Source organism: Streptomyces tritici, assembly GCF_048500665.1.
Lineage (GTDB): Bacteria > Actinomycetota > Actinomycetes > Streptomycetales > Streptomycetaceae > Streptomyces > Streptomyces tritici.
This window is the reverse complement of record NZ_CP183183.1, coordinates 6,191,989-6,216,372: the sequence shown is the minus strand read 5'-3', so window position 1 is coordinate 6,216,372 and position 24,384 is coordinate 6,191,989. Positions and strand designations below refer to the sequence as shown.

Here is a 24,384-nt window from a genome sequence, read left to right as displayed (position 1 = left end):
CGAGGAGATGAGCAGCCATGGTCATTCATGTCGACCGGGGCCTGCGGCCGCGCGTCACCGACCCGGCTCACGTCCTGCGTCAAGGGGCGCACGACCAGATCCTGGGTCTGGTGATGCTGCTGGTCGCGGTGGTGCTGTTGGTGATGCCGCTGGCGACGCAGACCGGGCCCAAGGACGCCCAGATGAACGAGATGCTGGTCGGGCTCGTCGTCGCGTTCACCGCAGGCCGCCGGATCTACCGGGGCGGCGGTGTCCTGTCCGACCTCGTCGTCGGCCTGGCCGGCGCGTGGCTGATCGTCTCCCCCTTCGTCCTCGACCTTCAGAACACCGCCGTCCACACGGTGGACCGCACGCTCGCCTTCGCGGCCGGGGGCGTGCTGGTCGTCGCGAGTCTGCTGTCCTTGCTCGTCTGGCGGATGGACCGAAGCCGCCGGACGGATCAGCCCGCGCCCCGGACGACGGCCGACAGCACGGCCGACAGAACCGCCGCCGCGCCCGCGACCAGACCCAGCACGGAAGCGACGAGGCGTCGGCGCAGGCAGGCGTAGCGCTGACGGTACTCGCGGCGCAGCTCTTCCGCGCGCCCGGCGGCGGCCTGCAGCATCCGGCGCCGTAGAGCCAGGTGTTCCTGCGCGAACACCCGGGCGATCTCCGCCTCCTCCTGAGGTCCCAGCCAGGGGAACCGGCGGGCGAACGCGGCCCCGGCCTGGGCCGCCTCGGTCCTGGCCTGGTGGGCGAGCAGGTAGCCCTCCAGCCCGGCGATCGCCGCGGCCGCCTCGTCGGCGAAGGAGCGCGGGCCGGAACCGCGCGATCCGGCCGCCGTGCCGGGGGGCAGCGGGCCGGTCGGTCCGGCCGAGTCCCGGTGGCCGCGCATCGTCACCCCTTCCGTCCCTGGTCCGGTCCCTGGACCGCCGCGCTGTCGTCGACGACGTCGCGCTGGTGGTCCCGCGCAAAGTCCAGTTCGGCCAGCGCCGGGTGGTGCAGGTCGAAGGCCGGCGACTCGGAGCGGACGCGCGGGAGGGTGAGGAAGTTGTGCCTCGGCGGAGGGCACGAGGTCGCCCACTCCAGGGAACGGCCGAAGCCCCACGGGTCGTCGACGGTGACGCGCGGAGCGGTCTTGGCCGTCTTCCAGACGTTGTAGAAGAACGGCAGGGTCGACATGCCCAGCAGGAACGCGCCGATCGAGGAGACCGTGTTCAAGGCGGTGAAGCCGTCGGCGTCGAGGTAGTCCGCGTAGCGCCGCGGCATGCCCTCGGCACCGAGCCAGTGCTGCACGAGGAACGTGCCGTGGAAGCCGATGAACAGCGTCCAGAAATGGATTTTGCCCAGGCGCTCGTCGAGCATCGTTCCGGTCATCTTCGGCCACCAGAAGTAGAACCCGGCGAACATCGCGAAGACGACCGTCCCGAAGACGACGTAGTGGAAATGCGCGACGACGAAATAGGTGTCGGTGACATGGAAGTCCATCGGCGGCGAAGCGAGGATGATGCCGGTCAGACCGCCGAAAAGGAAGGTCACCAGGAAGCCGATCGACCACAGCATCGGTGTCTCGAAGGACAGCGACCCCTTCCACATCGTGCCGATCCAGTTGAAGAACTTCACCCCCGTCGGCACCGCGATCAAGAAGGTCATGAAGGAGAAGAACGGCAGCAGCACCGCGCCGGTGGCGAACATGTGGTGCGCCCACACCGTCACCGACAGGCCGGCGATCGCGATCGTCGCGCCGATGAGCCCCACGTACCCGAAAACCGGCTTGCGCGAGAAGACCGGGTAGATCTCCGTGACGATGCCGAAGAACGGCAGCGCGATGATGTACACCTCGGGGTGACCGAAGAACCAGAACAGGTGCTGCCACAACAAGGCGCCTCCGTTCTCCGGATCGTAGATGTGCGCCCCGAACTTCCGGTCCGCCTCGAGCGCGAACAGGGCCGCCGCCAGCACGGGGAACGCCAACAGGACGAGCACGGACGTCAGCAGGACGTTCCAGGTGAAGATCGGCATGCGGAACATCGTCATGCCCGGAGCCCGCATGCAGATGATCGTGGCGATGAAGTTCACCGCCCCCAGGATCGTGCCGAACCCGCCGAGCGCGAGCCCCATGATCCACATGTCGCCGCCGACATAGGGGGTGCGCTCCCCGCCGCTGAGCGGCGTGTATGCCGTCCATCCGAAATCCGCGGTCCCCTGCGTGGTGAAGACGCCGCCGAAGGCGATCAGGCCGCCGAAGAGGAACAGCCAGTACGACAGCATGTTCAATCGCGGGAACGCCACGTCCGGAGAACCGATCTGCAACGGCATGATCGCGTTGGCGAAGCCGGCGAACGTCGGAGTGGCGAAGAGCAGCAGCATCACCGTCCCGTGCAGCGTGAACGCCTGGTTGTACTGCTCCGGCGAGACGATCTGCAGTCCCGGCCTGGCCAGTTCCGCGCGGATCACCAGCGCCAGCAGCCCTCCGAGCAGGAAGAACACGAACGACGTGATCAGGTACAGATGCCCGATCTTCTTGTGGTCGGTCGTCGTCAGCCAGTCCACGACGACTCTCCCCCACCCCCTCCGCTTCACGGGCACGAGGGTGGGCGGCTCCGTGGATGTGACCATGAAGACTCCTGTCGGGAAGCCCGGCGCCTTCGCGCCGGTGACAGGACCGTAGGCTCGCTTGCGGACGGGAACCGGGCACGGCAGCCGAGCCGTACAGGAACACACCCGAACAGCGGGCGCGCGCGGAGGGCGAGGACGAGCCGGTACGCGCGAGGACGAGCCGGTTCGCGTACGTGTGACGCAGAACCGCCCTCTGATCACAGAGGGCAGTTCCGGGTCATCAGCCTCCCGTCACCACGGTCGTCCGCGTACCGCCCTGACGTCCGGCGCTGCCTCCGGGGCCGGGGAAGTGGCCTGCTCGGCGATGGCGCGCGCGACGGCCTCCGGGTGGGTGAGCTGGGGATGGTGGCCCGCGTCGGCGAGTGCCGTCACGGTGACGTGCGGGAGGGTGTCCAGGAGCGACTGGGCCTCGGCGGTGAGCGGATCGTGGGAGCCCGCGACGATGTGGACGTGGCCCGGGTAGCGCTGGAGCTTGGCCCGGAGGTCTGCGCGCCCCTGCGCGTTCGCCGTGTCTGCCAGGAGGCGGGCCGTGGCGGCCGCGACAGCGCCGCGGCGAAGATCCGCGACAGCCGAATGAAGCGCGGTCGCATGGTCCGTGGTGCCGGTCAGCCGCTCGGCCAGCGCCACAGGAGTCGTCCGGCGGAGGTACCGGCGGGTCAGGGGCGTCCAGGTGGCGGTGCGGGGCGGAGGGGCCTGCAGGAAGAAGGGTGCGACCAGGGTGAGTCGGTCGATGGCGTCCGGGTGGGCCGCCGCGGCCTCGACGGCGGCCGCGGCGCCGAGGGAATGGCCGACCAGGTGACGGGCACCGGTCTCCGTCACCAGGGCGGTCAGCCACGACGGCCAGTCCTCCCGGCGGCCGGCGCTCATGCCCAGGCCGGGCGGATCCACCGCGCGGGCGTGCCCGAGCGCTGCCACGACCGGCGCCCAGGTGTCGGCGTTGAGCGGCAGGCCGGGCAGGATCACCGTCGGTGCGCCCGCCTCGCCCAGTTCGAACGTCCGGATCCCGGCCGGTCTGGTGAACCGCCTGTCACCTGCGGGGGCGTCGCCGAAGCGGTGGGCTGCCAGGTGGTCGGCCCAACGGCGGATCGTCGTGGCGGTGTCCGGCATGGGCAGCCGGTGTCGGGCCGCGAGAGCGTGGGCCGAGTCCGTCGGGTAGCGGTCGGTCGACAGGAACGTCAGGGTCTCCGGGTCGGCCTTGGTGAGCCGGCGGGGAAGCCGCTTCAGCAGGGGCACCGGAACCCGCGCCCGGGGGGCCTTGACGCCGTAGTGCTGCGCGATGAGCGTGAGCAGGTCGGGCAGCGCGGGCGTGTCGTCGTCCAGCGGCCAGTACGCGGCCCCCTCGGTGGCCGCGTCCATGGGCAGCAGGGTCATGAATCGGGCGAGGTAGTCGGCCGCGACCACGGGAACGAACGTGCGCGCGTTGCCCGGTAGCGCGGGGAGTGACTCCTGCCAGAGGTCTTTCACGTTCGACGCCAGTCCGAGGTACTGGTCGGACTCCCCGGTCACGCTGTCGCCGATGACGCTGGGCGGGTTGACGACGGTCCAGGGGACGCCCAACTCCGTTGCCATGGAACGGAAGACGACGTCCGCCTCGACCTTGGACGCCTCGTAGGCGCCCAGCGCCCGGTACGTTCGGCGTCGGTACGCGTCGCTCCACGGCCCGGGGGCCTGGCCGCCCACCCGGTACCCGGAGACCTGGACGAGGCGGCGCAGGTTCGGCAGGCGCGCCGCGAACGCGACGACCGCGCGGACGGTGTCCACGTTGGCGCGACGGGCCTCGTCCACCGACATCCCGAACCGGTAGGCGCCGGCGCAGTTGTAGACCTCGGTGATGTCGTCGCACGCGCCGTCGATGAGGGACGGGTCGGTGAAATCGACCCGCAGGTCGGCCGGGATCCGGTCGTGCCCACGGCCGGCCAGCCACCGAGCCAGCCGCTCGTACGACTCACGGCCGCGGTTGGCCGTGCTCACCCGAACGCCGGCCCGGCCGAGCGCGAGCACCAGGTGGCGTCCGATGAAACCGCTCGCGCCCAGCACCAGGGCGTGCCGGTCGTCCGCCCCGCTCATGCCGAGGTCTCCGGGCCCTGCCCCAGCAGGACGGCCATCGCCTGGGCGGCGCAGTGCAGCGGCTCGACGGACCGCTGGGCGCGTGAGACGATCACCGCTCCCTCCACCATGCTGACCACGGCGGTCGCGAGGGCGCGGGCGGCGGGGCCGGCGTGCCCGCGCCGCATGAGCAGTTCGCTCACCGGCGCGATCCACGATGCGAAGGCGTCGGCGCACGCGTCGCGCAGCCGTTCGCTCTGCGCACCCATCTCCAGCGTCACCACGGAGACGGGGCAGCCGAGTCGGAAGTCGCTGCTCTCGAGCATCCCGGCCAGCTCGTCGATCACTCCGCCCAGCACCACAGCTGGTGAAGCCGAGACATGCGCCGAGTCGGCGACCAGGGCGCCGAAGCGCGCGGCCGCGAGCTGGACGGCCTTCTCCCCGAGCGCCTCTTTCCCCTCGGGGAAGTGGAAGTAGAGCGACCCCTTGGGCGCGCCCGCGTGCTCCACCACCGCGTTGAGTCCCGTACCGCTGTACCCGTTGCGCTGGATCAGTTCCAGCATCGACTCCGCCAGCCGCGCGCTGGTGCGAGCCCCCTTGGTCTCCGTCATGACGAAATAATAGACCGGTCTATATATTTTGCAAGCCGCGCCGGGTACCGCCATCTGGCGCAGCACGGGGCGGGCGGCGTGGCCCGCACGTCCTTGCGAAAGGCTCACCCGTTGGTGAGTTCCTCCCCTCCCCCGGCAGCGAGATCGCGAGGCTGTCGATCACGGTGCGACGGAGTCGTCGTCGCCCGTGAGGTGCTACGAGGGGGAAGTCGTGACGCAGGGTGCCGAACGTCGCCAAGGGGTGGACGAACAGGCCGTGTTGCTGGTCGCGGGGCTCGCCGACCTGGCGGTGAGCACGCTCGGGTCGGCCCTGGGGACGGTCCGCGGACTGCTGCGCCGTTCCGACGCCGCGCAGCTCGCGGCGGACGCGGAGCAGGACCTGATGGCCCGTGGCCGCCTGGCGCTGGACCGGTACGCGGCCGTGCCGCCGGCCCATCTGGAGGTGCTGGCCCAGCACGTTCTCGCCCGACGGGCGGGCGATGACGCCTGAGCGGTGGGACGCGGCGGCGTTCAAGGCGCGGGTCGACGACGTACTGCGGGAGTTCGTGGGCACGGAGGCCGAGCAACTGACGGCCGTCGATCCCGCTCTGGAACCGGTCGCCGCACAGCTGGAGTCGGTCGTGGCGGAGGGCAAGCGGCTGCGGGCGGCGTTCTGTTACTGGGGCTGGCGGGCGACCGGGCAGCCGGACAGCGACGCCATGGTGCGGGCCGCGGCCTCCATGGAACTCGTCCACGCCGCGGCGGTCGTCCACGACGATCTGATCGACGACAGCCCTCTGCGGCACGGACGGCCGACCCCGCACGTCGCCCTGCGCTCCGCGGTGCGGCGCGGCGAGCGGGCGGGCCGCGCGGCGCGGTCGCTGGCGATGCTGGTCGGGGACCTGCTGATGTCGCTGGCGGGACAGTTGTTCGCCACCTGCGGCCTGCCCGCCGCGTACCTCGGTCGGGCGCGTCCGTTGTGGGGCGCGCTGGCCAGGGAACTGATCGCGGGCGAGTGCCTGGAGATCCTGCACACCGCCGGCGCTCCGGACACGACGGCCTCGCTGAAGGTGATCCGCTACAAGACGGCCAAGTACACCGTCGAGCAACCCTTGTTGATCGGCGGCGTCCTGGCCGGGGCCGGCGCGTCGCTGCGCGCGGGCTACAGCGCGTACGGGCTGCCTCTGGGGGAGGCGTTCCAGTTGCGGGACGATCTGCTCGGCCTGTTCGGCGATCCGCACGTCACCGGCAAGGACGGCAGCGACGACCTGCGCGGTCACCGGCCCACCGCCCTGCTCGCCGAGACGTGGAAACGGGCCGACGACGCGGAACGGGAGCGGCTGCGCGCCGTACTGGGCCGCCCCGACCCGGACGGGCGGCTGCTCCATGAGGCACGCGAGCTGATGCGGCGGCTGAAGGCACCGGACCGCGTCGAGGCCATGATCGCCCAGCGCGTCGACGAGGCGCTCGCCGCGCTGGGCGACATGCCCCTGCCCGAACCCGCCGCCACGGCTCTGCAGGCCCTGGCGCACTCGGCCACGCACCGCCGGTACTGACCCGGCAGGAGCGGCGCTGACTCACAGGACCGTCATGGCGTCCATGACGCCATGGACGCCATGGACCACCGCCACCGTCACGGACCGCCACGGATCGCCACGGACTCAAGGGAGCCACTGATGACCTCTACCGGGACGACGTACACCGACGCGTCGCTCGACAGTTTGCGGCAGGTCGGCGACGAACTCGCCGACGCGACCGTCGCCACCCTCTTCGAGCGCGGGGAAGTCGGCACGTTCAACACCCTCATGCGCTACGTGTCCACGGCCGGCGCCCCGCTCCCCGACGGGCTGCCGGACGTCGCCCGCGCGTACCTGGAGGCGACCGCGGCGCCGCCGGCCTGGGTGGACTGGGGAGAGATGGAGAAGGCCCGCCTCTTCTTCATCGACAACAACGTGCACATCTCGACCGCGCTGTCGTTCGCCTCCATGCCCGCCTGCTACCTCGTGCCGCACGTGGCGAAGCTGCTGTCGGCGACGCACTCGCTGAAGTACCCCTCCAAGCGCATGGCAGAGACGGGGCAGTTCACCGTCCACCTCATGCAGCCCGACGCGTTCGAGGCCGGCAGCCGCTTCATCCCCGCCGCGCAGAAGGTGCGCCTGCTGCACGCCTCCATCCGGCACCACCTGGCGCGCGAGAACCGGTGGGACGTCGCATCGTCGGGCACGCCGATCTGCCAGGAGGACATGATCGGCGGGCAGATGTTCTTCTCGCTGCTCGTCCTCGACAGCCTGCACCGCCTCGGCATCCACATGTCCGAGGAGGGCGCGGACGCGTACTACTACGCCTGGCGCGTGGTCGGCGCCATGCTCGGCGTGGACCAGGAAGCCGTGCCCAAGACGCTTCAGGAAGCCCGGCAGTTCCTGGACCTGTACATGATCCGGCACATGGGCCCCTCGGCGGAGGGCGCCCACCTGACGCGGCAACTCCTGGACCTCTACGAGGAGATCGTCCCCGGCACGTTCTTCGACCCGATCGTCTCCGCCCTCGTACGGCACCTCGTCGGCGACACGTGCGCCGACTGGCTGGAGGTCCCCCGGACCGCGTGGGACACCGTCGTCAAGGCCGTACCCCATCTGCTGGGCGTGCTGGAGACCATCGAGGACCGCTCGCCCCTCGGCGCCTGGGCCCTCGACCGTCTCGGCCACCTCACGACGGTCCTCGAACTGTCCTCCCTGACCCGCGGACGCGTCATGCACTACGCCATCCCCGAGCACCTGAAGAAGGACTTCGGCGTCTCCGACACGGTCCCCCGCACCCGCCGCTGGGTCCCGCCGGCCGCCACCGTGACTACGTGACGCCGAGGGCCCTGACGAGGCCGACGACGGCCGAGCGGTCCCGTTCGGGTGAAAGCGGGCACTTCAGGCGGTCGCGCGGGTAGCTCTCGGAGGACACCCGGTTCGACCTCTGGAGCTCCCATGCGCGTCCGCACTCTCCTGACCGCACTGATCATGACGGTGGCCACCCTGCCGGTCGCAGCCGCCGCCCACTCTGCCCCCGGGCAGTCCCCGGCAGCGAGGGCGGACTGCCCGCAGGGTCATATCTGCTTGTGGGAGCTCCCCGACTTCCAGGGCTTCCAGTGGGGCGGCCCGGCGGAGCCGAACGAGGAGCCGAACGGCTGTGTCGACTTCACGGAGAAGTCGCCGGGATCGGTCATCAACAACTCCGGCCGGGCCTACTACGTGTTCCGCGAAGGGACGTGCACGGACGCCGGCCGCACCATGGACCTCCCCCTGGGCGAGTCGCCCCGGTTCCCGTGGCGGGTCGGCTCCGTCTCCTGGTGTCGGGGCTGCTGACCGTACCGCCGCAACAAAGCCGAACTGAAATCGATTCCAGTACGCCAAACCTGAGGTCGCCCCCGTCCACCAGCGGGGGCGATTGACGGCAGCCCAACCCTCGACGCTAGACTCGAACCGATTCGAGTTCGATTCGACAGTCACTCGCGTCCATCTCCCCGTATCACCGCCCATCCGGCAGGAATCAGGGGGGCGTTCCGGCATTCGCGAACCCACTCGGTTCAGCGCCGCATCCCGCTGCCCGCTCCGCCTGCCCGGAGGTTTCCGTGTTCTCGCCCCCGACCTCGGCTCCGCCCGACCGCCGACCCGCCGCCCACGGCGACGAGGCCGCCGACGCCGCTGCCGCTGCCGCTCGCATCCGACGGACCTTCCTGGCCGCGAACACGGTGCTCGCCCTCATCACCCTCGTGATGTCCTGCACCCCCGCGCTCGCCGGGGTCACCGTGTACGGACGCCTCACGCTCGGCCTGGTCTGGGGTCTGATTCACATAGCGGGCTTCCTCGCCGGCGTCTGGTGGTACGAGCACAGGTCGGCACGGCCGGACGACCGCGCCGGGCACCGCCGCAGGCGGTCTCCCTCCCCTGGGGCGGAAACCTCGCACGGGACCGGGTGGTGAGCCGATGACCTCGTTCCTCCTGAGCGCGGCCTCGCTCGATCCCGTCGGATCGGCGGCCCGGGGCCCCGTGATCACGACGTTCCTGCTCTTCATCGGCGTGTGCCTGCTCTGGGCCCTCACGCTCGCGCCCCACGACGACAGCCCCGAGCAGCTCTACACCGCGGACCGGTCCCTCTCCCCGGTCCTCAACGGCTTCGCGCTGGCCGGCGAACACGTCACGCTTCTCGCCCTCTTGACCGCCTCAGGAGCTGTCGCCCTGTTCGGCTACGACGCGTTCGCCAGTGTCATCGGCACCCTCATCGCCCTCGGCATCCTGCTCCTCCTGGCCCAACGGCTGAGGGACAGCGGCCAGTTCACGCTGGGCGGCCTGTACTCCCTGCGTGCCTCCGGCCCGAAGCCCCGTGTCGCGGGAGCCGTGGTCACCCTCGCCATCACGATTCCGCTGCTCATCGTGCAGCTGCGGGCCGCCGGCATCAGCGCGGCGATGCTGATCGGTCTGTCGAGCCCCGAGGCCCAGGTGATCTGCACGGTCCTGATGGGATGCCTCGTCGCCTGCTTCGCCGCCGTGGCGGATCTGCGCGGCACGACCTTCATCCAGATCGTCAAGGTGCCCGTCACGCTCGTGACGCTCGTGGTGATCACGCTGCTGGCCCTGGGGAAGTTCTCCTGGGACCCCGGCGATCTGCTCGCGGCCGCGGTCGACCAGAGCATGGCGCCGGACGGGTACTTGAGCCCCGGGCTCTGGCCGCACACGGAAGGTCTGGGCGCGCTGAACACCACCAGCGACTACCTCGTCCTGCTCCTCGGCACGGCGATGCTGCCCCACCTGATCCTCCGCGTCGCGGCGTCCCGGAGCGGGCCGTCGGCGCGCCGGTCCACGGGCATCGCCGCCGGGCTGACGGGCGGGTTCCTCCTGCTCGTCATCGCCACCGGTTTCGCCGCCGCGGCCGTCGTCGGCAGCGAGCAGCTCGCGGCGGTGGACGCCAACGGACAGTCCGCGCCGATCCTGCTCGCCTCGCGCGTACTCGGCCAAGGCTCGACGGAACGGGTGGTGCTCATCACGGTCGTGGCGTGCGTCGCCTTCCTCGCCGTGCTGACCGCCGTGGCCAGTGTGACCTTCGCCGCCGCGGTCTCCGTCGTCCACGACCTCCTCGCCCGGACCCGGCGCCCGCTCGTCGAACGGGGCGATGCGGGCGCACTGCGGCTGACCGTCGTCGGCCTGTGCGTCGGCGGCCTGCCGTTGTCCGCCGCCGTGCACGAGCATCCCGTGGAGTTCCTGGTCACGTTCTCGTTGAGCGTCGCGGCGACGTGCGTCTTCCCCGCGCTGGTCTACTCGTTCTACTGGCCCGGCTTCGACCGCCGCGGGCTGCTGTGGTCCGTGTACGGCGGGCTGGTCCTGTGCACCGCGCTCACGGTCTTCTCCCCGACCGTCTCCGGAACCGTGTACGCGCTCTTCCCGGACATGAGCTTCGACTGGTACCCGCTGCACACCCCGGGCCTGGTCTCGATCCCGGCCGCGTTCCTCCTCGGGTGGCTCGGCAGCGGCGGGAGGCTTCACGGCCTCGGGCAGCTCGGCAGGACCGGGGCGGGGAAGCGGCCGGGGTCCTGAACGCGCCGACGGCCCCCGGGGACGGGCGCAGGTCAGACCTGCGCCCACCATCTCGAGGCGAGGACGAGGCCCTTCTTGGCCGAGCAGGCCGGTCTGTGGCCCCGGAAGGAGAACACGAGCGAGGCGGCCGTGGCCGCCGTCGCCGTCAGCGCGACGATGGCGACGCCGATCTTCCAGGAGAGGAAGAACCCGAGCAGCAGGGCCGGCGTCAGCATGATCACCAGACCGACGCCGCCCCCACGGAGGACCCGGCTCCAGGTTACCTTCTGCCGGACGCCCGCCTTTTCGGATGCGTCGCCGAGCGCGACGTGCCGGGTCGTCCCGCACACCTCGCTGTTCATCGCGATTCGTCCTCCCGTTGCCGGACCCGGAAAGGCTATTCCTGCGTCGCCTGCGCGCTCAGCATTCCCACCACGTAGAGGAACAGGTACGCGCCGATCATGTAGAAGAACACGCGCCACGCGATTCCCGGGCGTCGCGAGATGCCGACGATCAGCCTTCGGCCAGAGCCATGAGGAACCGGGTCTCCGCGTCGTCCCGTCCCGCGCGGATCCTGGGGACCGCGACGAGCGCGGACAGGGCGCGGCACCAGCCCCGCACACGGTGAGGGTCCTGGCCGGGGACCAGTTCCGCCAACTCCTCGATCCTGTCCTCCAGAACGCCGATGTCCGCAGCCCCCTCAAGCACCCAGTCGACGGCGTCGAAGTCGGGGTCACCCCACGCGGGCCGTGGATCGATCGCCACCAGGCGCCCGCCCGGACCGGACAGCACGTTGGCCGGGTGGAGGTCACCATGGACGAGGCCCACGGGCCCGTCGGCGGCGAGTTCCAGAGCGGCCGCCCGAGCCTGCCGAAGCACGGCCGCGGCGGCCGGGTCCTTCCCGTGCGCGGCAGCCAGTCTGCGGTCGGCCAGGTCGAACACGAAGTCCACGCGGTGGGAGAGCGGCCGAAGGACCGAACGCTCGCCCGGCGCGGGCATCGGTGAGGCCCGCAGGTCCCTGAGCAGGGCTCCGACCTCGGCCAGATCCCAGGCACGTTGCGCCACCTGCACTCCTGGCTCCACATGCTCCAGCAAGAGGGCGCCGACGGTCAGGTCCTCCGCCAGGAGCGTCACCATCGACGGCGTCGCCTCCCAGACCCTCAGGGCTTCCGCTTCCTCGCGGGCGATCGTGGGGTCGGGGGTGAGCTTCAGCCACACCGAGGCACCGGTGTCGCGCTTGGCGCAGCGGAAGACCCGCGAGGTGCCACCCCCGCCCGCCTCCACGACGGCCAGGTCCCAGCGGTCGGCGAGGTCGGCCACGAGCGCCGGCAGCCTCGCGCACCAGGCGAGCACCGACGCCCCGAACCGCACCACGAGCCGGTCCCGGGCCTCCCGCCCCACGTGGGCAAGGTCGCGCACCATGTCACCGCCCCTGATCGCTTCCGCCTGCCCGCATCCTAGGAGCACTCGCCCCGAAGATCACCGGCGCGTGCGCGGGGGCGTGCAGCGGGGTGGGGAAGGACTCCGGTGGGGCCGTGTGGGTGAGCTCGGGTGGGGTGGGCCGGGGGCATATGACTCCGTGAACGCCGCTCTCTCGGGAGGTCCCGTGTCACGCAACGTCCTGAAGCTCCTCTCCGCGCCCGCGCTCGCCGCCACCCTGGTCTTCACGACCGGTTCCGCCGTCGCGGCGCCCGCGGGGTACGACCGCTGTCCCCGCGGGCACTTCTGTCTCTTCAGCGAGTACGACGGCAACGGCGCGATCGCGTCGTTCCGCCTGGGCAGCCCCAACCTCGCGCTGCAGAACTTCGACGACCTGGCCGCGTCGTACGCCAACCACACCGACAGCGTCTGGTGCACGTACGGCGACTACAACTACAGCAAGGAGCAGCTCTACGGTTCCTGGGAGGCGAACACCGCGGACAGCCTGGGCGAGCTGCACAGCTTCATCAGCTCGCTCAGGAAGGGGCCGTGCTGACCTCACGGGTCATCGGCGGTGCCATTCCTCGGCCAGGAGGCGGTAGGAGTGGACTCGGGCGGCGGGGTCGTGGGTGATGGTCGTGATGATCAGCTCGTCGGCGCCGGTGGCTTCCTGGAGTCGTTCCAGGTCGTCGGCCACACGGCCGGGCGAGCCGACGAACCGGGTGTCGACGCGGTCGGCCACCAGGGCCCGGTCCGCGTCCGTCCAGGCGTGGGCGCGGGCCTCGTCCGGGGTGGGGAAGGGGATCGCGCCCTCGCCGGTGCGGATGCTGCGGACCCACAAGGCGTAGCCCGTGGCGAGTTCGCGCGCGGTCGCGTCGTCCTCGGCGACGACGACGTCGGCGGAGACGGCGACGTAGGGCTTGTCGAGGCGGTCGGAGGGCCGGAACGCGGCGCGGTAGCCGTCCGCCGCCTCCAGGACGGTGGCGGGGCTGACGTGGTAGTTGGCGACGAAGGGCAGGCCGTTGCAGCCGGCCGCCTCGGCGCTCCGGCCGCCGCTGCTGCCGAGGATCCAGACCTGTACGTCGGCGCCCTCGCCCGGTACGGCGTGGGCTTCGACGCCGTCCGCCGAGCGGTAGTCGCCGCGCAGGAGGGCGAGGATGTCGTCGACCTGCTCGCCGTAGTCCTGCGGCCGGGCGCCGGGCTGCTGCAGCAACTGCTGCTGGAGCCGGAAGCGCGGCGAGCCGAGCAGGTGGTCCGGGGAGAAGCGGGGCGGGATCCGCAGTCCGTTCGGGGCGCGCCCGTCGACGACGGGTACGGTCGTCGGCCGGAGTTCGGGCGGTCCGCCCCGGGGGCTGCCGCCCGAGCGGCCGAGGCCCAGGTCGAGGCGTCCGGGGTGGAGCGCGTCGATGAGCCCGAACTCCTCCACCGTGGACAGGGCGGTGCGGTGACCGAGCTGTACCGCCCCGGAGCCGATCCTGATCGTCGAGGTCGCGGAGGCGGTGAGCGCCAGCACGACGGCGGGAGAGGTCCCGGCGACACCCGGGTTGAGGTGGTGCTCGGCGAACCAGTAGCGCGCATACCCGAACTGCTCGGCGGCACGGGCGAGTTCGAGGGTGTGGCGCAGGGCCTCGGCGGCGGTGGAACCGGACGGTATCGGGACGAGATCGAGTACCCCGAGGGGGATGCCGGCCATGATCGGGTGCTCCCAACGGTCAGCGGGCGGTGGGCAGTGGTCAGACGTCAGAGGTCAGAGGCCAGCGGTCACGTATGGGCAGGGGCTTCGGGCGCCGACGTCGCGGCGGCCGGAGTCCAGTCGAACGCTGGGTCCGGGAGGGCGGCGCGGAGCGCGGGGGCGACGTCGGACTGGAAGAGTTCGAGCGACGCCCGGTGCCGGGCCTGCGGCAGACCGCCCGCGTCGGCGGGCAGGTGGAGCACGCTGTGGCCGAACCGCTCGTGATAGCGGTGCACCTTGTCGATCACCTGCTGCGGGCTGCCGACGAGCGCCGAACTGCGCTCGACGAAGTCCTCCAGGCCGGTGAACACCGGTTCGGCGCCCAGCTGTTGCTGCAGGGCACGCTGACTCTCGTACACCGGACGGTACGCGGCGAGCGCCTCCTGCGAGGTACGGGCGACGTACGCGCCGGCCGTCCCGGCGCCGACGACGGCCCGTGCCGGGTCGTGGCCGTAGTGCTCCCAGCGCTCCCGGTAGTGGCGGATCAGCTCGGCGTACGGCTCGATCGGGTGGGTGACGTTCGCGGAGAACAGCGGATCTCCGTACCGGGCGGCGAGATCGACCGACGCGCGGCTGGTCGCGCTCCCGTGCCAGACCCGGACCGGCTGCTGGTAGGGCCTCGGCCACACCTCCGCCTCCTCCAGCCGGGGACGGAACCGCGGGGACGCGCTCACCCTGCCCTCCCGCCAGATCCGGCGGAACAGTTCGTAGCTCTCGGCGTTGCGGTCCCACTGGTCCTCGGGGGTGACGTCGAACAGCTCGCGCTGCGCCGCCCCGTTGCCCTTGCCGATGATCAGGTCGAGACGGCCGCCGGACAGGTGGTCCAGCGTGGCGTAGTCCTCATAGGCGCGTACCGGGTCGAGCAGGCTGAGCGTGGCGACAGCGGTGAACAGGCGGATCCGGGTCGTGAGCGCGGCGATGTGGCTGAGCACGACCGGCGGCGAGGAGGAGATGAAGGGACGCTCGTGGCGCTCGCCGACGCCGAAGCCGTCGAATCCGAGCTCCTCCGCCAGGCGCGCGTTGTCGATCACCTCGCGGAAGCGTTCGTGGGTGGGCTTGAGCACGCCGGTCACGGGGGCCGGGGCGTGCACGATCAGGGTGATGGCCAGGAACTTCACGGCGCCGCCCGCCGGGCCCCCGGCCGGTGGGCGCGGCAGGCGTCGCGCGTCCGCTGCTGTACGTGCTCCGACTTCGTGGACGTCATACCTTCGCAGGCTAGGCGGGGCCGGACGGGCGGAGGTGGAGGGCGTATTGCGGTTCCATGAAACCGGCCGAGGTCTCCTGGGCGGCCCGCTTCGCCCCGTCCGCGACGTGCACGGCCCAGTCCAGGATCTGCACCGCCGCCCCCGCGGCCTCCAGCCCCTCGCAGTGGGCGTGGTGACGGCGTGTGATGCTCTCCACGTCGAGGTGCGCGCCGAAGGCGGGATGGGCGGCGAGCCGCCGGGCGTACGCCCAGAGGTGCGGGTGGCCGGCGATGCGGTGGACGGCGGCGGCGTCCAGGTGCAGGCGGTGCACGGTGTCGAGCTGGACGAGGGTCACCCACAACTGCACGTCCGCCGCCGTCAGTTCGTCGCCGAGGACGAACTCCTGGAAGGCGAGCCGCCCTTCCAGTGAGCCCAGGGTCCGGAACAGGGTGGCGAGGGCGGCGCGGCGCGACGCGGTGTCGGTGTCCGCGTCGGCCCGTCCGGCGTGCTGTGCGGCTTCGTCGATGCGGTGGGCGCAGAGGTGCGCGACCGCCTCCACCTCCGCCTCCCTGCCCTGCGGGTACAGGACGGGTCCGCCGGGCCGGTCGTCGCCGAAGTGGCGGGCGAGGTCGCGCAGGATGTCGGGGGTGTGCGTGCTGACGATCCGGCCCGTCCAGTCGTCGCTGAGCACCGGAGCCGCGGCGGGTCCTGGGTGGCGGTGCGCGCTTGCCTCGTACAGGCGGCGCAGCGCGGTGTGTCCGCCGTCGGGGCGGTCGGGCGTGGCCGGTACGAGCGTCACCGGTACGGCTTCGTCCAGGCCGAGCAGGCTGTGCGTGATGGCGATGCGCAGCCCGCGCGGGCAGGACAGCGCGAGGTGGAGGCGGTAGCGGCGCGGCACGGCGTAGTAGCCGCTGTTCGCGTCACCGCCGATCCTGCCCCGGAAGGCCGGTGTCGAACAGTGAGGGGGGACGGGGGCGGGGGGCGTGGGCGTGGCGGACATGCGTCTCCCTGGGGCTGGGTCCGGGTCCGAGTTCGGGTCCGGTTCGGGTGCGGGTGCGGTCCGGCTTGTGGTCGAGGATGTGCGGCGCGCTCAGCGGGCAGGGCAGCCTCGGCGCGCGGCGAAGACGGCGTGGGCGCCGGCCGGCACCGCCGTCAGCGGGAGAGGGGTGCCGCGCTGCAGACGCGCAGCAGGTCGATGTGGCGGCGGGAGGTCAGGAGCAGGGAAGGACGGCCCGCCCGCGCGGCGCGGTCGGCGGACGGCTCCAGACGCTGGGGGCCTTCCAGCCGCGTACGTCCTTCCGGAGACTCGGAACCCTCCCCGCGGCCGCCCCCGTATGCCGAACGCTCGCGACGCGCCAGACGCTCACGGCCGCCCGGACCCCACGAGCCCTGCGAGCCCCGCAAGCCCCACACGCTCCACGAGTCCCACGAGCCCCCGCAGCCTTCCCGTACCGCCGAAGACCTCTCCCGACAGCCCTCCATCATCCTTCCCTATCCATCCGCTAGGAATATGTACGCGAGTCTCCGGCAGCCCCCACACCCCGTCAAGAGGGCCCGCACGCCCCGCACCCCGCCATCTCACATGGTGAAAACCGGCACCTCCCGGGACCGGCCGGACCTGGCGGATGCCTTCACCCAGCGGGCGAATGCGCAGGTCAGAGGCCCATCCGGCAGGGCGTCAGGTGGCGCAACAATCCAGCAACACCGCTATCCCTATCGGATAGCTATGGTTCGAGCCATGCCGCCCACCGACCGCATCCGAGAGCACGCCGGCCACGGCGCCGCGACCACCGTCGCCGCCCAGCGCGTCCGGCGCAGGCTGCGCGCCGACCGGGCCAGGCAGCTCGCCGACCTGCTCCGCCGCCAGCTCCTCACCGGCGCCTTCCCCCACGGCGCGCTCCCCCACGAGTCGACTCTGGCCACCGACTACCGCGCGACCCGCAACACCGTCCGCCAGGCCCTCGACCTGCTGCGGGCGGAGGGGCTCGTGGAGCGCCAACCCGGCGTCGGAACGCTGGTCGTGGCCCAGAAGTATCCCCACGGACTCGACCGTCTGATGGGCCTCGCGGAAACCCTCCGCGAACACGGCCGGGTCACCAACGAGGTCCGCACCATGGGCCCCGTACCGGCCCCCGCCCCCGTCGCCGACCGCCTCCGGCTGCCCGCCGGCGCCGACGTCCTCTACATCGAACGCCTCCGCCGCCTGAACGGCCTCCCCCTCTCCCTCGACCTCACCTACGTCCCCCTGGACATCGGCACCGCCCTCCTCACCGCGGACCTGGAGCACACCGACGTCTTCCGGCTGCTGGAGGCGGCCACCGGCCTGCCGCTCGGTCACGCCGAGATCACCCTGGAGGCGGTCGACGCGGACGCCCACTCCGCCGCCGTGCTGGAGGCCCCGCAGGGCGCGGCTCTCCTGATGCTGGAACGCCTCACTCATCTCGCGGACGGCCGGCCCGTCGACCTCGAGTTCATCCGCTTCCGCGGCGACCGCATCACGATGAGCGGTCATCTGCACCGCTCGGTCTGACCTCCTCTCCCCCCAACCTGGCCGACGTCCCCGATCCGCCCGACGTCCCCGATCCGTCCGACATCCCGAAAAGCTCGACCCCTTCCCTGGAGACAGCCATGCCCTTGGCGCCCCAGCGGGCCGACGTGCCCGTGACCATCGACGAGTCGAAGTGCATCGACGGCTGCACCCTCTGCGTGGACATGTGCCCGCTGGACTCCCTCGCCATCGACGTCAGCAGCGGCAAGGCGTACATGCACGTCGACGAGTGCTGGTACTGCGGCCCGTGCGCGGCCCGCTGCCCCACCGGGGCCGTCACCGTCAACATGCCCTACCTGCTCCGTTGAAAGGCCCGAACTCCCATGAGACGCACGGCAGTCGCACTCGTCACGTCCGCTCTGCTGCTCCCCCTGTCCGCCTGCGGGGGCGCCCCCGGCGGTGCCGGCGGCTCCACGGTCACCGTCACCGTGGGGTACCAGTCGAAGACCATCAACACGGTCACCGCCGGTACCCTCCTGCGCTCCCTCGGCTTCTTCGAGAAGCAGCTGAAGGCCCTGGACGACGGTACGACGTACCGGGTCGAGTGGCAGGACTACGCCACCGGCGCCCCCATCACGGCCCAGATGACCGCCGGGAAGATCGACATCGGTTCGATGGGCGACTTCCCGCTGCTCATCAACGCGGCCCGCGGGAAGCAGCTGGGCAGGCCCACGCACCTGGTCTCGGTCACGGGCTACAACCTCAAGGGCGGCCTGAACACCGTCGTCGTCGCGCCGGACTCCCCGCTCGCCTCCCTGGAGGACCTGAAGGGCAAGAAGGTCTCCACCAGCGTCGGTTCAGCCGCCGACGGCACCCTCGTACGGGCCCTGCAGCGGGCGGGCATCGACCCGAACACCGGTGTCGAGAAGCTGAACCAGCAGCCCGCGGTGGGCGCTTCGGCGCTCGCGGCGGGCAGCGCGGACGCGCTGTCGCAGTTCGTCGCCTGGCCGGGGCTGCTCGCCCACCAGGGCAAGGCGAAGGCGCTGTACGACGGAGCGCAGCTGAACCTGCCCACGTTCCACGGCGTCACGGCCCGCGCCGACTTCGCCGAGCGGCGCCCCGCCGTGCTGGAGGCGTTCCTGAAGGCCCAGGCGCAGGCGACCGACCACCTCGCCGTCCACCCCGTGGACGCCGCCGAGCAGGTCGCGAAGGCCACCGGCCTGCCCGCCGAGGTCGTCTACCTCTACAACGGCGCGCACGGCATCGCCACCTTCGACCCGGCGATCAAGCCGCAGCTCGTCTCCGCCCTGAAGCAGGACGTGGCGATCCTCAAGGCGGCGAAGCTGACGGGCGACGTCGACGTGGACGCCTTCGTCGACGACCGGTACGTGAAGAAGGCCCTCGGCACCGGCTACGCCCGGCGGCTCGCCGCCGGACCGCCCGCCGCCGCGAGCGAGGTGTGGCCCAAGGGCGCCGCGAAGACCCTGAGTTTCGCCTCCCCCGCCCAGCTCCTGGCCCACGTGTCCCGGAACCGGGACGGCGTCCGCGCGGCCTACGTCCCCGACGCGACCACCGGCACCCTCTGGTTCGCCGACAAGGCCGTCTGGGTGGCGGACGGCGAGCGCCTGCTGCCCTTCGTCGCCCCGGCCACCGCGCGGGCGTACGTGGCCGGTCACCCCGGTGCCCGGGTCATCACGTACGCGGACGCCCTGGGTCGGGCGTCGTGAGCCGGTACCCCCGGCGCGCGGGGCGGCTCGCCCTGCGGGCGGGCTCGATCGCCGCCGCCCTCGGCCTGTGGCAGCTGCTGACCACCCTCGACGTGAACGTGTGGCTGCGCTTCTCGCAGTTCCCGACGGTGACCGACGTCGCCCGGGCCTTCGCCGGCCGGCTCTCCGGCCCCGACTACTGGACCGACCTCACCAGCAGCCTGACCCGGATCGTGACCGGCTTCCTGCTCGCCGCCGTCCTCGGCGTGGCCACCGGCGTGCTCGTGGCGCGCTCGCGGCTCGCCGAGGACCTGCTCGGCCCGGTCCTGGAGGTCGTGCGGCCCGTCCCGGCCATCGCCCTGGTGCCCGTCGCCATCCTCCTCTTCCCGTCCAACGAGCAGGGCATCGTCTTCATCACCTTCACCGCCGCCTTCTTCCCCGCGCTGGTCGCCACCCGGCACGCGGTGCGCGCGCTGACGCCCGTGTGGGAGGAGGCGGTGCGGACCATGGGCGGCGGCCGGTGGCGGATCCTGCGGTCCGTCGTCCTGCCGGGCGCGCTGCCCGGCATCCTGGGCGGCCTGTCCGTCGGGATCGGCGTGTCCTGGATCTGCGTGATCTCCGCGGAGATGATCTCCGGCCAGTACGGCGTCGGTTACCGCACCTGGCAGGACTACACGATCGTCGACTACCCGGGCGTCTTCGTCGGCATGGTCACCATCGGCCTGCTCGGCTGGCTCACCTCCACCGCCGTCGAACTGACCGGCCGCCGCCTCACCCGCTGGCTGCCGCGCACCTCGTACGTCCCCGGCGCCCGGCCGCCCCGGCCCACCAAGGACCTGCGCGCCCCATCCGCCACCGCACCCTCCGAGGCCGAGGAGGCTCGTGATGCGCACCTCGTATGAGACCGAGCCGGCCGGCCCGAACGCCGTACCGAAGTCCGTGCCGGAAACCGGGCCCGAGGGCGAGCCGCCCACCGTCCGCGAGGCCCCGCGCGGCACCCGCCTCACCCTGCGCGGCGTCGCGCTCGGCCGGCCCGACGCCCCGGCCGTGACGGGTGTCGACCTGGACGTCGCCGCCGGCGAGATCCTGACCGTCGTCGGTCCCTCCGGCTGCGGCAAGTCGACCCTGCTGCGCACCCTGGCCGGGCTGCTGCCGCCGCTGGAGGGGGCGGTGGAGCAGGACGGGCGGCCGGTGACCGGCCCGGGCGCGGACCGGGCGCTGGTCTTCCAGGAGGACGCCCTGCTGCCGTGGCGCAGCCTGCGCGCCAACGTCGAACTGCCCCTCGCGATCCATGGATTGCCCCGCGCACGGCGGCGGGAGGAGGCGGACGCCTGGCTGCGGCGGGTCGGACTCGCCGAGCGGGCGGGCCAGTTGCCGCACCGCGTCTCCGGCGGGCAGCGCCAGCGCGCCCAGTTGGCCCGCGCCCTCGCGGGACGCCCGCGGGCCGTGCTCATGGACGAGCCCTTCGGCGGCCTCGACGCCCAGACGCGGGCCGGCATGCAGGACCTGCTGGTGGAGGTGCTGCACGGCACGGGCGCGACCGTCGTCTTCGTCACCCACGACGTGGACGAGGCCCTGTTCCTCGGCGACCGCGTGGCCCTGCTCGGCGCGGGCCGGCTCGGCGCCGTACGGGACGTCCCGCGCCCGCGCGAGCGCGCCGCCCACGACGACCCGGCGCGGGCCGCGCTGCGCCGCGACATCCTCACGTCCCTCGCTTCCTGAAAGGCACCCTCGTGGACACCCCTCTGGAGATCCCGGCGCTCACCGACGCCGAGGAGCTGACCTGCGACGTCCTCGTCATCGGCGGGGGCACGGCCGGCACCATGGCCGCGCTGACCGCCGCCGAGCACGGCGCGGACGTCCTGCTGCTGGAGAAGGCCCACGTACGCCACTCCGGCGCGCTCGCCATGGGCATGGACGGCGTGAACAACGCGGTGATCCCCGGCCGTGCCGAACCGGACGACTACGTCGCCGAGATCACCCGGGCGAACGACGGCATCGTCGACCAGAGCACCGTCCGCCAGACCGCCGTCCGCGGCTTCGACATGGTGCGCCGGCTGGAGTCGTACGGGGTGAAGTTCGAGAAGGACGAGCACGGCGCGTACGCGGTGCGGCAGGTGCACCGCTCTGGCTCGTACGTGCTGCCCATGCCGGAGGGCAAGGACGTCAAGAAGGTCCTGTACCGGCAGCTGCGGCGGCGTGAGATGCGGGAAAGGATCAGGATCGAGAACCGCGTGATGCCGGTGCGCGTGCTGACGGCCGGCGGCCGGGCCGTCGGAGCGGCCGGCTTCCACACCCGTACGGGCGCGTTCGTGGTCGTCCGCGCGGGCGCGGTGATCCTCGCGACCGGGGCGGCCGGGCGGCTCGGTCTGCCCGCCTCCGGCTACCTGTACGGCACGTACGAGAACCCGACCAACGCGGGTGACGGCTACGCGATGGCGTACCACGCGGGCGCCGAGCTGACGGGCATCGAGTGCTTCCAGATCAACCCGCTGATCAAGGACTACAACGGCCCGGCCTGCGCCTACGTCGCCAATCCCTTCGGCGGCTACCAGGTCAACCGGCACGGCGAGCGCTTCGTCGACTCCGACTACTGGTCGGGGCAGATGATGGCGGAGTTCGCGGCGGAGGTGGCCTCGGACCGCGGCCCGGTGTACCTGAAGCTGAGCCATCTGCCGGAGGAGTCGCTCACGGCCCTGGAGTCGATTCTGCACTCGACCGAGCGGCCCACCCGCGGCACCTTCCACGCGGGGCGCGGCCACGACTACCGCACCCACGACGTCGAGATGCACATCTCCGAGATCGGCCTGTGCGGCGGCCATTCGGCCTCCGGGGTACGCGTGGACGCGCACGCCCGCACGACCGTCCCCCGCCTGTACGCGGCGGGCGACCTCGCCTGCGTCCCGCACAACTACATGATCGGCGCGTTCGTGTTCGGCGACCTGGCGGGCGCGGACGCCGCCCAGTACACGCCGTACGAGGGCGAACTCCCCTCCGCCCAGCTGCGCGAGGCGCACGAGCTGATCTACCGCCCGCTGCGCAACCCCGACGGACCGCCCCAGCCGCAGGTCGAGTACAAGCTGCGCCGCTTCGTGAACGACTACGTGGCCCCGCCCAAGTCCGGCGCCCGGCTGTCGCTCGCCCTGGAGGCGTTCGAGCGGATGCGCGCGGACGTCGCGGCGATGGGCGCGCGCACGCCTCACGAGCTGATGCGCTGCGCGGAGGTCTCGTTCATCCGCGACTGCGCGGAGATGGCGGCGCGGGCGTCTCTGGCCCGCACGGAGTCCCGCTGGGGCCTCTACCACGAGCGGCTCGACCACCCCGGTCGTGACGACGCGTCCTGGTTCCATCACCTCGATCTGCGCAAGTCTCCTTCCGGTGCGATGGAGTTCACGGCGCGCCCCGTCGCCCCGTACCTGGTCCCGGTCGACGGCTTCGCCCCGACCGGGGGACCCTCCCGGCACCTCGGCGAGGTCCACCCGGAGGACGTGGCAACGGCCGGCTCGCGCGAGGTGGCGCCGCTGCTGGAGTCCGCGACCGTGCCGCCGCCCGTGGCCGAGGCGGAGGCGCCGGCCTCGCCGCGCCTCCTCGAACTCCTCGCCCTCACCGAGGAGGAACCCGAACTCGCCGTGCTCACGCCCTACTTGAACGACCCTGAGCCGGCCGTCCGCCGGACCGCCGTCGCCGTCCTGACGGAGACGGCACCGCCCGGCACCGGACCGGCCCTCGCCGCGACGCTGGCGGACGACGACGCGAGCGTCCGCGCGGCGGCGGCCGCCTCGCTGCGCGAACTCGCCGAGACCCTGACTCCCGACCCGGTCCTGCGGGACCGCCTCGTCGCCGCGCTCTCCGAGGCCGACCCGGTCGCCCGGGCGGTCGCCCTGGACCTCCTGCGCGGCCTGCGCGCCGGTGACGCGGACCTGTTCGCGGCCTCCCTCACGGACGCCGACATCGCGGTGCGCATCGCAGCGGTACGGGCGCTGGTGTCGGTCGACGCCGCCGAGGAGCTCGCCCGCGCGGCACGCACCGAGCCGTCCCGCGAGGTCCGTGTCGCCATCGCCAAGGGCCTGGCCGGTACGGGCCCGGGGACCGACCCGGAGGTGCTCCGGGCGGCCCTCGCCCATCTGATCGCCGACCCCGACGCCCTGGTGCGCGGGGCCGCGTACGAGGCCCTGGGCGCGACCGGCTGCCCCGCTCCGCTGGCCGGGCGCGCCGCAGCGGCCCTGACCGACTCCGCCTGGCAGGTGCGGGCCGGCGCCGCGACCGCCTTGTCCGCGGCGGACCCGGCCGTGGCCGTCCCGGCCCTCGCGCGGGCCCTCGCCGACCCCAACGCGGACGTCCGCAAGGCCGCCGTCCTGGCCCTGACCCGGCACCGCGCCGGCGAGGACGTGCGGGAGGCGCTGACCAGGGCGACGGCGGACTCGGACGCGGACGTGAGGGCCTACGCCACGCGGGCGCTGTGAGCACGGGCGGCCGCGGGCAGGGCCGTACGGCTTGCCAGGGCGTGGGAGAACTGGTCGACGACCTGCGCCAGGGCCTCCGCCGAGCCCGGCGCGACGGTCAGCGTGCCGTCGGCGCCCACGGTGATGTCCTTGTCCAGCGTGAACCACCCCGGGACGATGTGCGCCGCGCCCATGGAGCTGAGCACCGGGCGCAGCGCGTAGTCGATGGCGAGGACGTGGGCGGTGGTGCCGCCGGTCGCCAGGGGGAGGACGGTCTTGCCGGTCAGGGCGTACTGGGGCAGCAGGTCCAGCAACGCCTTGAGCAGCCCGGAGTAGGCGGCCTTGTAGACGGGGGTGCCGATCACGACACCGTCGGCGCGCTCGAACCACTCGGCGGCCGCCACGATCGCCGGGTGCCGGAAGTCGGCGCCGAGCAGCGCCTCGGCGGGCACGGTACGGACGTCCAGCGGGATCACCTCGTGCCCCTGTGCCGTCAGCCGCCTGTCCAGGTGGCGCAGCAGGCGGGCGGTGCGGGAGGTGGCGGAGGGGCTGCCGGAGACGGACAGGACGGTGGCCATGGCGGACCTTTCGGGAGCGGGCGGGAGGGGCGTGCGGGGGCGA

At 72.4% G+C, this 24,384-nt stretch carries 24 protein-coding genes; 14 read left to right on the top strand and 10 right to left on the bottom strand.

The features are described 5' to 3' along the window. Window positions 1-17: 17 nt before the first annotated feature. Entirely contained in the window at window positions 18-548 is a 531-nt protein-coding gene (locus ACNJ93_RS28520) for an SPW repeat domain-containing protein (RefSeq protein WP_418960330.1), read from the top strand. Here ACNJ93_RS28520 and ACNJ93_RS28515 read toward each other — a convergent pair. From ACNJ93_RS28515 to ACNJ93_RS28500, 4 genes are all read right to left on the bottom strand, one after another. Next, entirely contained in the window at window positions 440-874 is a 435-nt protein-coding gene (locus ACNJ93_RS28515) for a hypothetical protein (RefSeq protein WP_418960329.1), read from the bottom strand. The genes ACNJ93_RS28520 and ACNJ93_RS28515 overlap by 109 nt on opposite strands. 2 nt (window positions 875-876) lie before the next feature. Further along, window positions 877-2,598: a cytochrome c oxidase subunit I gene (gene ctaD, locus ACNJ93_RS28510; RefSeq protein WP_418960328.1), complete on the bottom strand. Its 1,722-nt coding sequence runs from the start codon at window positions 2,596-2,598 to the stop codon at window positions 877-879. A gap of 231 nt (window positions 2,599-2,829) precedes the next feature. Continuing rightward, window positions 2,830-4,665 carry an alpha/beta fold hydrolase gene (locus ACNJ93_RS28505; RefSeq protein WP_418960327.1) on the bottom strand — a complete coding sequence of 612 codons (1,836 nt, stop codon included), beginning with the start codon at window positions 4,663-4,665 and terminating at the stop codon, window positions 2,830-2,832. Further along, a complete protein-coding gene (locus tag ACNJ93_RS28500; RefSeq protein WP_418960326.1) occupies window positions 4,662-5,363 on the bottom strand; it encodes a TetR/AcrR family transcriptional regulator in 702 nt (233 codons plus the stop codon). Before ACNJ93_RS28500 ends, ACNJ93_RS28505 begins: the two co-directional genes overlap by 4 nt. A 103-nt stretch (window positions 5,364-5,466) precedes the next feature. Between ACNJ93_RS28500 and ACNJ93_RS28495 the strand changes: the two genes are divergently transcribed. The 6 genes from ACNJ93_RS28495 (at window position 5,467) to ACNJ93_RS28470 (ending at window position 10,813) form a co-directional block, all read left to right on the top strand. Beyond that, window positions 5,467-5,745 (top strand): polyprenyl synthetase, encoded by a 279-nt coding sequence (locus ACNJ93_RS28495; protein WP_418960325.1) that lies wholly within the window; start codon window positions 5,467-5,469, stop codon window positions 5,743-5,745. Further along, entirely contained in the window at window positions 5,735-6,790 is a 1,056-nt protein-coding gene (locus ACNJ93_RS28490) for a polyprenyl synthetase family protein (RefSeq protein ID WP_418960324.1), read from the top strand. The genes ACNJ93_RS28495 and ACNJ93_RS28490 overlap by 11 nt, the downstream gene beginning before the upstream one ends. Before the next feature lie 120 nt (window positions 6,791-6,910). Next, window positions 6,911-8,089, top strand: a complete 1,179-nt coding sequence (locus tag ACNJ93_RS28485) for an oxygenase MpaB family protein (RefSeq protein ID WP_418960323.1) — start codon at window positions 6,911-6,913, stop codon at window positions 8,087-8,089. A 120-nt stretch (window positions 8,090-8,209) separates the two neighbouring features. Continuing rightward, window positions 8,210-8,587, top strand: a complete 378-nt coding sequence (locus ACNJ93_RS28480; RefSeq protein ID WP_418960322.1) for a peptidase inhibitor family I36 protein — start codon at window positions 8,210-8,212, stop codon at window positions 8,585-8,587. A gap of 266 nt (window positions 8,588-8,853) precedes the next feature. Next, a complete protein-coding gene (locus ACNJ93_RS28475; protein WP_418960321.1) occupies window positions 8,854-9,204 on the top strand; it encodes a hypothetical protein in 351 nt (116 codons plus the stop codon). A 4-nt stretch (window positions 9,205-9,208) separates the two neighbouring features. Beyond that, the gene (locus ACNJ93_RS28470) at window positions 9,209-10,813 is read left to right on the top strand and encodes a sodium:solute symporter family transporter (protein WP_418960320.1); all 1,605 of its coding nucleotides are present in this window, start codon (window positions 9,209-9,211) and stop codon (window positions 10,811-10,813) included. Window positions 10,814-10,845: 32 nt separating this feature from the next. Here the strand turns inward: ACNJ93_RS28470 and ACNJ93_RS28465 are convergent, their stop codons facing one another. Then, window positions 10,846-11,154 carry a hypothetical protein gene (locus tag ACNJ93_RS28465; protein ID WP_418960319.1) on the bottom strand — a complete coding sequence of 103 codons (309 nt, stop codon included), beginning with the start codon at window positions 11,152-11,154 and terminating at the stop codon, window positions 10,846-10,848. 151 nt (window positions 11,155-11,305) lie between these two features. Then, complete coding sequence (locus ACNJ93_RS28460) at window positions 11,306-12,214, bottom strand: aminoglycoside phosphotransferase family protein (protein ID WP_418960318.1); 909 nt, start codon at window positions 12,212-12,214, stop codon at window positions 11,306-11,308. 184 nt (window positions 12,215-12,398) lie between these two features. Between ACNJ93_RS28460 and ACNJ93_RS28455 the strand changes: the two genes are divergently transcribed. Next, window positions 12,399-12,767, top strand: coding sequence for a peptidase inhibitor family I36 protein (locus ACNJ93_RS28455; RefSeq protein WP_418960317.1), 369 nt, complete (start codon window positions 12,399-12,401; stop codon window positions 12,765-12,767). 9 nt (window positions 12,768-12,776) lie between these two features. On the opposite strand, the gene ACNJ93_RS28450 is transcribed toward ACNJ93_RS28455, so the two are convergent. The 3 genes from ACNJ93_RS28450 to ACNJ93_RS28440 all read right to left on the bottom strand — a co-directional run bounded on the left by ACNJ93_RS28450 (window position 12,777) and on the right by ACNJ93_RS28440 (window position 16,127). Continuing rightward, on the bottom strand, window positions 12,777-13,904 hold the full coding sequence (locus tag ACNJ93_RS28450; protein ID WP_418960316.1) for an LLM class flavin-dependent oxidoreductase: 1,128 nt from the start codon (window positions 13,902-13,904) through the stop codon (window positions 12,777-12,779). Window positions 13,905-13,972: 68 nt separating this feature from the next. Beyond that, window positions 13,973-15,061 (bottom strand): LLM class flavin-dependent oxidoreductase, encoded by a 1,089-nt coding sequence (locus ACNJ93_RS28445; RefSeq protein ID WP_418960315.1) that lies wholly within the window; start codon window positions 15,059-15,061, stop codon window positions 13,973-13,975. Between the two features lie 97 nt (window positions 15,062-15,158). After that, window positions 15,159-16,127, bottom strand: coding sequence for a glutathione S-transferase C-terminal domain-containing protein (locus ACNJ93_RS28440; RefSeq protein WP_418960314.1), 969 nt, complete (start codon window positions 16,125-16,127; stop codon window positions 15,159-15,161). A 738-nt stretch (window positions 16,128-16,865) separates the two neighbouring features. Between ACNJ93_RS28440 and ACNJ93_RS28435 the strand changes: the two genes are divergently transcribed. From ACNJ93_RS28435 to ACNJ93_RS28410, 6 genes are all read left to right on the top strand, one after another. Further along, entirely contained in the window at window positions 16,866-17,657 is a 792-nt protein-coding gene (locus ACNJ93_RS28435; protein WP_418960313.1) for a GntR family transcriptional regulator, read from the top strand. Between the two features lie 98 nt (window positions 17,658-17,755). After that, window positions 17,756-17,983, top strand: a complete 228-nt coding sequence (locus ACNJ93_RS28430) for a 4Fe-4S dicluster domain-containing protein (protein ID WP_055491243.1) — start codon at window positions 17,756-17,758, stop codon at window positions 17,981-17,983. Window positions 17,984-17,998: 15 nt separating this feature from the next. After that, window positions 17,999-19,342 (top strand): ABC transporter substrate-binding protein, encoded by a 1,344-nt coding sequence (locus ACNJ93_RS28425; protein ID WP_418960312.1) that lies wholly within the window; start codon window positions 17,999-18,001, stop codon window positions 19,340-19,342. Further along, window positions 19,339-20,223, top strand: coding sequence for an ABC transporter permease (locus ACNJ93_RS28420; RefSeq protein WP_418960311.1), 885 nt, complete (start codon window positions 19,339-19,341; stop codon window positions 20,221-20,223). The genes ACNJ93_RS28425 and ACNJ93_RS28420 overlap by 4 nt, the downstream gene beginning before the upstream one ends. After that, window positions 20,207-21,043 carry an ABC transporter ATP-binding protein gene (locus tag ACNJ93_RS28415; protein WP_418960310.1) on the top strand — a complete coding sequence of 279 codons (837 nt, stop codon included), beginning with the start codon at window positions 20,207-20,209 and terminating at the stop codon, window positions 21,041-21,043. Before ACNJ93_RS28420 ends, ACNJ93_RS28415 begins: the two co-directional genes overlap by 17 nt. Before the next feature lie 11 nt (window positions 21,044-21,054). Beyond that, window positions 21,055-23,784: a fumarate reductase/succinate dehydrogenase flavoprotein subunit gene (locus ACNJ93_RS28410; RefSeq protein WP_418960309.1), complete on the top strand. Its 2,730-nt coding sequence runs from the start codon at window positions 21,055-21,057 to the stop codon at window positions 23,782-23,784. On the opposite strand, the gene ssuE is transcribed toward ACNJ93_RS28410, so the two are convergent. Further along, window positions 23,763-24,341 (bottom strand): NADPH-dependent FMN reductase, encoded by a 579-nt coding sequence (gene ssuE / locus ACNJ93_RS28405; RefSeq protein WP_418960308.1) that lies wholly within the window; start codon window positions 24,339-24,341, stop codon window positions 23,763-23,765. The two genes, ACNJ93_RS28410 and ssuE, sit on opposite strands and share 22 nt — an antisense overlap. Window positions 24,342-24,384: the final 43 nt, after the last annotated feature.

What these genes read in the sequence shown, in the direction of transcription:
- ACNJ93_RS28520 (WP_418960330.1), top strand. Translation starts at nt 18, where the DNA reads ATGGTCATTCATGTCGACCGGGGCCTGCGGCCGCGCGTCACCGACCCG.
- ACNJ93_RS28515 (WP_418960329.1), bottom strand. Translation starts at nt 874, where the DNA reads ATGCGCGGCCACCGGGACTCGGCCGGACCGACCGGCCCGCTGCCCCCC.
- ctaD (WP_418960328.1), bottom strand. Translation starts at nt 2,598, where the DNA reads ATGGTCACATCCACGGAGCCGCCCACCCTCGTGCCCGTGAAGCGGAGG.
- ACNJ93_RS28505 (WP_418960327.1), bottom strand. Translation starts at nt 4,665, where the DNA reads ATGAGCGGGGCGGACGACCGGCACGCCCTGGTGCTGGGCGCGAGCGGT.
- ACNJ93_RS28490 (WP_418960324.1), top strand. Translation starts at nt 5,735, where the DNA reads ATGACGCCTGAGCGGTGGGACGCGGCGGCGTTCAAGGCGCGGGTCGAC.
- ACNJ93_RS28485 (WP_418960323.1), top strand. Translation starts at nt 6,911, where the DNA reads ATGACCTCTACCGGGACGACGTACACCGACGCGTCGCTCGACAGTTTG.
- ACNJ93_RS28480 (WP_418960322.1), top strand. Translation starts at nt 8,210, where the DNA reads ATGCGCGTCCGCACTCTCCTGACCGCACTGATCATGACGGTGGCCACC.
- ACNJ93_RS28470 (WP_418960320.1), top strand. Translation starts at nt 9,209, where the DNA reads ATGACCTCGTTCCTCCTGAGCGCGGCCTCGCTCGATCCCGTCGGATCG.
- ACNJ93_RS28465 (WP_418960319.1), bottom strand. Translation starts at nt 11,154, where the DNA reads ATGAACAGCGAGGTGTGCGGGACGACCCGGCACGTCGCGCTCGGCGAC.
- ACNJ93_RS28460 (WP_418960318.1), bottom strand. Translation starts at nt 12,214, where the DNA reads ATGGTGCGCGACCTTGCCCACGTGGGGCGGGAGGCCCGGGACCGGCTC.
- ACNJ93_RS28450 (WP_418960316.1), bottom strand. Translation starts at nt 13,904, where the DNA reads ATGGCCGGCATCCCCCTCGGGGTACTCGATCTCGTCCCGATACCGTCC.
- ACNJ93_RS28440 (WP_418960314.1), bottom strand. Translation starts at nt 16,127, where the DNA reads ATGTCCGCCACGCCCACGCCCCCCGCCCCCGTCCCCCCTCACTGTTCG.
- ACNJ93_RS28435 (WP_418960313.1), top strand. Translation starts at nt 16,866, where the DNA reads ATGCCGCCCACCGACCGCATCCGAGAGCACGCCGGCCACGGCGCCGCG.
- ACNJ93_RS28430 (WP_055491243.1), top strand. Translation starts at nt 17,756, where the DNA reads ATGCCCTTGGCGCCCCAGCGGGCCGACGTGCCCGTGACCATCGACGAG.
- ACNJ93_RS28425 (WP_418960312.1), top strand. Translation starts at nt 17,999, where the DNA reads ATGAGACGCACGGCAGTCGCACTCGTCACGTCCGCTCTGCTGCTCCCC.
- ACNJ93_RS28415 (WP_418960310.1), top strand. Translation starts at nt 20,207, where the DNA reads ATGCGCACCTCGTATGAGACCGAGCCGGCCGGCCCGAACGCCGTACCG.
- ssuE (WP_418960308.1), bottom strand. Translation starts at nt 24,341, where the DNA reads ATGGCCACCGTCCTGTCCGTCTCCGGCAGCCCCTCCGCCACCTCCCGC.